This window comes from Protofrankia sp. CiP1_Cm_nod3 (genome assembly GCF_982290655.1).
In genome coordinates this window covers 2,392-9,014 of record NZ_CEVIVD010000041.1, presented here as the reverse complement: position 1 = coordinate 9,014, position 6,623 = coordinate 2,392, and the positions used below count along the sequence as shown (strand labels likewise).

The window sequence follows — 6,623 nt, the reverse complement described above, 5'->3', positions numbered from 1 at the left end:
GCCGGGGCGTCCACCGGTGAGGGGGTTTTGTCCCGGAGTGCCGGTTCGCCGGTAAACGGGCGATGTCCTGATAGGGTCGGCGATCAGACAGGCCCCGCCGGCCGGTCGTGAGCGGTTCCGCCGCCGTGCCGGTCCCAGCGGGACGGGCAGGTAACACTCCGCGCGGGTATATGTCGCCGGCCGGCCGGCATATGATCAGGGGGCCCTGTTCGGGCCGGGCCGGACTACCGGTGGCTGTCCTCCCGGGCCGGCGGGGATACCGCACCAGCTTGTTGCGTCCGGGACGGAATACCGCGTGCCGACTCCGGCCGCCGTGGTGTTCGCCGGCCGTTGTACGTTCCGGGCCGGTACAGGCGCCTCGAATCAGTCCGGCGGTGACTGGCCGGGCCGGCGCCGGCGGAATGGCTTTCCGGTACCACCGGAATCCGGCCCCGGGAATAGCGGAAAACTCGATATATGCGAATCCCGCAGGCTTGTCGTAAGCTGCTCCCAGGCCAGCCACCCGGCACTGTTCGGATCACCGGCGAAGGGTGTTGAAATGGGTAAGAGAATACTCGTCCTGGACGCCGACGGAGAACTTCTCGGTAAGTTCGCGGACACCTACACGGCACACCTGTGGAGCCATTTCAGGATTCTCGCGCCAGGTTTCGACGGCCACGTCGAGGTGTTTGACCCGCATACCCGTACATCTCTTGTGGTGGGCGCCGACGAATGCCGGAGCATCATCTGGGGCAGGGTCCAGAACACCGCGATGTCCTGCGAGGAACGGGCCGTGCCGGACGAGCCGTCGCTGTCGGAGCTGTCCGTGCGACAGTTGTCACGCCGATCCGTCACGCGCGCCTGGCTCACCGCCGGGGCCTGACCGCCGCGGTATCCGGATCCGGCTCGACCGGTGGACGGGCGGCCCGGCCGGTCCGAACGACAGCGTTCCTGAACGAAGATTTCTCGAACTACGCCGTTCCTGAACGAAAATGTTCCTGAATGAAGGCGCTCCGGAACAATGGTGTTCCCGAGCACCGCGCAGAGCCTTGTTCCCAACTCCCCGGCCGCCGGCTGACAGTGCCCCGGCCGCCGGGTGAACCGACACCGATGGTGCCCGTTCCCCTGAATGCCTCAGGGTGCGGGGCTCCACAGGCGCGACGGAGAAACAAACGCGCTGCCGGGGGCCCTGGAGGGCCTTCCGGTGTCGGGCCGAGACGGGAGCGGCGGCGTGGGTAGCGGTGGTACACGGCCACCGCCCATCCCTTGCCCGCGCCGCCGCTCCCGTCCTTCCTTCCCGTTCTTCCCGGCGGTCCGTCTCCCGCCGCGTCGGCCGGCGTGTGCTCCCCGGCCGGCCGTTCCCGTTGTTCGGTTCCCGACGGTCGCCGCTCGCGGTTCATGCCGTCCGCCATCAGATCGTTCCACGTCGCCCGCCGCCGGCCCGCCCGCCGCCGGCCTGGTACTCCGGTCAGATGCTCTGGCCGATCTGATGGCGTACCACGAGAGAGCCGGCGAGCAGGAAGAACAACATCAGGACGAACGTGTTGGACGTGCCACCGGTCGAGCTGGACAGCACCATGTCCACCTCGGAGCGTAGGACCGGACCGCAGGTCGCGGTGATCGAACGGGTTCCTGCCCGATAGGTGGCGAACTGCACGGCCGTGGAGAACTCCCCGTTCTCGTCCGCGACCGTCCGGCCGATCGTCCGGCCGTCCTCGGAGACGATGACGACGTCGGCAGCCGGCGTACAGCCGGCGCCGGTGGCGAACAGGGTGTCCCCGCCGGAGACGACCGGTTTGTCCAGCGCCAGCTGCCCGGGTAACGGGCTGGGGAGCGCCGGTGCGGGCGAGGGCGCGGGGGCGGGCTGCTGCGTGGCCGTGGGCTCCGGCCTGACCGGCACGCAGCGGTCGGACGCGTCCCGCACGGATCCGGCCGGGCAGGGAGGCGGTGGCTGCGGGCACTGCTGCCCGGCGGGCACCAACAGGCCGCCGGGGCAGGAGACCGACGGCCGTGGGCAGACGCCGCCCTGGCCCGGTGGCGTCCCGCCAGGACAGGTCTCCCCGGGCCGCGGCGGCGGGCACGGCTGCCCGGCCGTCACCGTCACCCCGCCGGCGCAGGTCTCGCGCTGCGGTGGGCACTGCTGCCCGGCGGCGGCCGTGCTGCCGTCCCAGCAGGTTGTCGGTGGCGGCGGGCACTGCTGCCGGCTGCGGGCGGTGGAGCCGTCCGGGCAGGTCACGGGGACCGGCTGGCAGACCCCGTCCGTGCCGCGTTGCTGGCCGGCCGGGCACGGCGGGTAGCGGCAGGTGCCGTTCGCGTCCCGTTCCTGGCCGGTGGGGCATGGCGGGTAGCCGCAGACGCCGTCCGCGTTGCGTTGTTGCCCGGCCGGGCACGGCGGATAGCGGCAGGTCCCGTCATCGCCGCGTTGCTGGCCCTCGGGACATGGTGGGTAGCCGCAGGTGTTGTCCTTACCGCGTTGCTGCCCTTCGGGGCATGGCGGGTAGCCGCAGACACCGTTCGAGTTGCGTTCCTGGCCTGCCGGGCAGGGCGGATAGTCGCAGATCCCCTTCGCGTCGCGTTGTTGCCCTTCGGGGCATGGCGGATAGTCGCAGACGCCGTCCGAGTTGCGCTGCTGGCCGGTGGGACACGGCTGCGGTGCGCATTCCCGCCCGCCGGGCACCACGGAACCGTCCGGGCACAGGCAGCCGTCCGGAGTCCCCTCGGGGCAGGCGGTGGGGCTTGGCGCGGGCGCACTGCTGCTCGGAGCGGCCACGACGGCCATGGTCATGGGGATCGGTCTCGTACCCGTGGCGGGTGCGGCGGCCGCCGTGGGCCCGGCCGTGGACCCCGCGCCGAGTATGCCGAGCAGAATCACCGACGGCAGGATGGCCGTCAGGATGGTCCTGACGCCCGCTCGGCGTAAGACCGGACAAGAAAAGCGCATGACGCCCCCCGACCGCGAACGGAGCGGCGACGTGTCGTGTACTGGACAGCATGTCCAGCCGCAGCCCCGTTCCCGGGATGACAGTAACATCGACGTCACAACAGAAAGTGGATTCCCGGGGGGCGTTGTGGCTGTTGTCGTGGAGCCGACGCGGCGAGCCGCGAGGCCACTCACCGCTTTGGTGATCATGATGCTGACGGTCCTGGTCCTGTTACCTGCCCCGGCCATGGCCGCGGCCGGCGACGGGCCGAGGGGCCCCGCCGGCGGCATCGTCGCCGCGGGCAGCGGGGGCCTTCAGCTCGACGCGGTGGTCAACGAGGTCTCCGTGACCGGGCGGCGGATCGTGCTCGATCCGGAGCGGCCCACCCGCGTTCTTGTCACGGTCCGTAACAACCGGAACGAGCTCGCCCAGATACGGTCGATCCGTGTCAGCGGATCGGCGCTGGGCCTGACCTTCTTCGTCTTCGACACCGCCGTGCGGATGGACGTACCGGCCGGCGCCTCGCTGGCCTGGAGCGTCGACGTCGACATGGCGGAGCTGCGCGGACAGGCGACCGGACTGCTGCCCATGTCCGTCACTCTCCGTGATGCGAAGCGTGACGTCCTCGCCTCGGCCGAGGGGATCGCCGACATCCGCGGCACGCTGGTCTGCACATACGGCATGTTCGGGCTGGGCCTGCTGATCGTCACGGCCCTGCTGTGGGCTGCCGCGCTGATCGCGCTCGCGCGCCGTCGTCTTCCCCGCAACCGGTGGCGGCGGGCCGTCCGGTTCGCGCCCGCCGGGTGTGGGGCCGGCTTCGTCGCGATCGTCAGCCTGTCGGCGTTGCGGGTGACAGCACCGTCGACATCGTCCAACCTGACCTTCATCGCGGCAGCCGCGGGGCTCGGCTTCCTGCTGGGGTACCTCACACCCACCCCGGTCCCCACCCCGACGCAGGCCGGCACACCGGCCCTCGCGCCTGTGGCGGCCGCCGACCCGGCCACGGGCCCATCCGCGGTGACCACAGCCGCGGCCAGGCAGACACCGTCCCCAGCCGGTGGTTCCGCGGGCGGCCCCCCGGGCAGCGGCGAGAGCCGGGCCCCGGGCCCGACAGCCCCGTCGCGGCCTGTCATCGTCCGGCCGCAGCCGCCGGGCGTGGAGGTGGATGGGCGCGGGTATGAAAGGCAATCGCCGCCCCGGCCCGCCGTCCGGCCGCAGCCGCCGGACGTGGAGGTGGACGGGCACGGGAAGCCGTGGCAGCCACCGCCCCGGCCCGCCGCCCGGCCGCAGCCGCCGGACGTGGAGGTGGACGGGCACGGGCACGGGCACGAAAAGCCGTGGCAGCCGCCCGCGCGGTTCTTCGACGAGGAGACCGACCCCTCCATCACCCGCCGCGCTGACTGGCATCCGCGTCAGGACGACTCCTCGTGACGATCAACCCGTCCGTGTCCGATCCGTCCGTGGCCCCACGGGCGCTGGTGGCCGCCCTGCCGCGGTACAGGCTGGGCGGGGAACTCGGCCGTGGCGGGTTCGGTGTCGTCTACGCGGCCCGGGATCCACGGCTCGACCGGGCGGTCGCCATCAAGCACCTGCCGAACCGGATCGCCGCCGACCCGCAGATGCGGCTGCGGTTCAACGAGGAAGGACGGGCCCTGGCCCGGCTGAGCCACCTGCACATCGTCACGGTCTACGAGTACGCGGACGAAGAGGTGACCGTCGACGCCACGGGCACGCCGGAACGGGTCTGCGCGCTGGTGCTCGAACACCTCCCCGGGGGGACGCTCGCGGAGCGTTTCCGCCGCATCGGGCTGACCATGGAACAGTCCTGCGCGGCCGTACTCGCCGTTCTCTCCGCGGTGCAGGCCGCCCACGACCAGGGCCTGCTGCACCGCGACATCAAACCCGGCAACGTGATGTTCGACGGTCGCGGCACCGTCAAGGTGACCGACTTCGGGCTGGCCCGGGTCATCGGCGGGGAGACCACCCTCGCATCCCGGGACGGCCGGTTCGTGATCGCGGGCACGCCCGGGTACATGTCCCCGGAACAGTCCCGGGGCGACTACCTGGACGTCCGCACCGACATCTATTCGGCCACGGCGATGCTGTACTACCTGCTCGCCGGACACCTGCCCTACCCGACCGACGGCGGATTCCACCAGTTCCGGGCACGCCAGGACACCGCTGAGCCGCCGTCGCCCGGCGGCGAGGTGCCGCCCGGGCTCACCTGGCTTCTCATGCGTGGGCTGGCCCGGGATCCCGAGCGCAGGCCGGCGAGCGCCGAACAGCTCGCGGAGTCCGTCGCGGCCGCCGCGTCCGAGGCGTTCGGGCCCGGCTGGCTGGAGCGGTCGGGGCTGGCCGTACGGGACATCTCCCCGGCGGTGCGGACGGCCCTGGAAGCGTCGGCCCGGCGCGGCCCGTCCGGCCGTGGTGAGGAGTCCGTGCTGGTGACCGACCTGGTGCCGGCGCCATCCGGCATGCCCGCGGGCCGGCCGTCACCGGAGGCTGTCGATCTTGACTATGCCTCCCTCGTGCCGGTGCCGGAACTGTCGGCCACCGGCCGGCAGCCAGGTCGGGCGCACCGCCATCGCCCGCCGTCGGTGCCGGGGCCGGGGCCGCTCCGGCAGCTGGCTGGTATCGCGCTGGCCGCGGCCGTGCTGATGGTGCTGATCGCCGTGCTGTGGCCATCCCCCCAACCGGCCGTCCCCACCGGCCCCGCCGCGGCCGAGGGCATTCAGGTGGCCGGGGCCACCCCGCCCGCGGCCGCGCGGGTCGACCTGGCCGAGCCAGTGGAGATCAGCGGCACGGCAGTGGCCCCCGGAACCGTGACGGTGCTCCTGCGGCTGTCCGCGGCGGGCATCCCACTGGGCACCGCGACCGGCGGCCCGGTGACGGTGAACGCCGGCGAGCCCTGGCGGACAGACGTCACCGCCCCGCCGCTGACCCGGTGGATTGCCGGTGGAGCCGTCCACGGGCAGGTGCGGCTGGATCGGGCGGGCAGGAGCAGCGTCCAGGAGGTGACGATCGAGCCGAGGCAGGTACCGCTGGCCAGCGCCATGGGCGCCGGCGGTGTGCTGGCTGCCCTGTTCGCGCTCGCCTACCTGGAGTCGACCCGCCGGCTGCTGCGCGACGGCTCTCGCCAGAGAGCCGCGATGTTCGCCGCGGGGGCTCTCGGAGCGGTCCTCGGGTTCGGCGTGTGGCTGTCCGCTGCCACGCTGAGCCGACACGTCCCGGTTGCCGCCACCGGCGTCTGCTGTGTCCTGCTCGGCGCGGCCGCCACCACAGCCGCGGCTGCCGCCAGCCGTTCACGAGCCAGAGCTGGAGGCTGACGCGGGGCTGCCCGGGGCTCTGCCGGGCCGGACCCCAACCCGCCAGCAGCGCGGCACCCAGCACGCGGGGCGCCGGCTGAGGCTTCCCCACGGCGGCCGGGTGCGGGCTCGCACCGGCTGTGTCGCAACATCACAGATGGTGCTTGATGGTAGGTTGGCCTACCATATCGACCTTGGTGGCGCAAAGTCGATGTGAACGTTACGATCGCGGTCGTCAGAAGGTGGAGCTGCAATCCATGAAGCCAGATGTCCGGTTCTGAGCACCCCGGTTCTGAACTCGCCCGACGGCTGTTCGTCCCCGCCGAGCGGTGGGGCTGGGAATATGTCGACCCCGGCGTCAACCCGCACCCCCACCGCGACCATCCACCTGTCTGGAACGAACCACCCCCACCGGATC

The 6,623-nt window shown here is 72.2% G+C and carries 4 protein-coding genes; 3 read left to right on the top strand and 1 reads right to left on the bottom strand.

Annotation, left to right across the window (positions count from 1 at the left end; genetic code table 11):
- The first annotated feature begins 538 nt into the window (after positions 1–538).
- Positions 539–862 carry a hypothetical protein gene (locus AC5LUJ_RS10495; RefSeq protein WP_250281540.1) on the top strand — a complete coding sequence of 108 codons (324 nt, stop codon included), beginning with the start codon at positions 539–541 and terminating at the stop codon, positions 860–862.
- Positions 863–1,447: 585 nt separating this feature from the next.
- Here AC5LUJ_RS10495 and AC5LUJ_RS10490 read toward each other — a convergent pair.
- Positions 1,448–2,764, bottom strand: coding sequence for a hypothetical protein (locus AC5LUJ_RS10490; RefSeq protein ID WP_250293060.1), 1,317 nt, complete (start codon positions 2,762–2,764; stop codon positions 1,448–1,450).
- Positions 2,765–3,110: 346 nt separating this feature from the next.
- On the opposite strand from AC5LUJ_RS10490, the gene AC5LUJ_RS10485 reads away from it, so the two are divergent.
- Both AC5LUJ_RS10485 and AC5LUJ_RS10480 read left to right on the top strand, forming a co-directional pair.
- Positions 3,111–4,331, top strand: a complete 1,221-nt coding sequence (locus AC5LUJ_RS10485; RefSeq protein ID WP_250293058.1) for a hypothetical protein — start codon at positions 3,111–3,113, stop codon at positions 4,329–4,331.
- Complete coding sequence (locus AC5LUJ_RS10480) at positions 4,328–6,226, top strand: serine/threonine-protein kinase (protein WP_250293055.1); 1,899 nt, start codon at positions 4,328–4,330, stop codon at positions 6,224–6,226. Before AC5LUJ_RS10485 ends, AC5LUJ_RS10480 begins: the two co-directional genes overlap by 4 nt.
- Positions 6,227–6,623: the final 397 nt, after the last annotated feature.

What these genes read in the sequence shown, in the direction of transcription:
- AC5LUJ_RS10495 (WP_250281540.1), top strand. Translation starts at nt 539, where the DNA reads ATGGGTAAGAGAATACTCGTCCTGGACGCCGACGGAGAACTTCTCGGT.
- AC5LUJ_RS10490 (WP_250293060.1), bottom strand. Translation starts at nt 2,764, where the DNA reads ATGACCATGGCCGTCGTGGCCGCTCCGAGCAGCAGTGCGCCCGCGCCA.
- AC5LUJ_RS10485 (WP_250293058.1), top strand. Translation starts at nt 3,111, where the DNA reads ATGCTGACGGTCCTGGTCCTGTTACCTGCCCCGGCCATGGCCGCGGCC.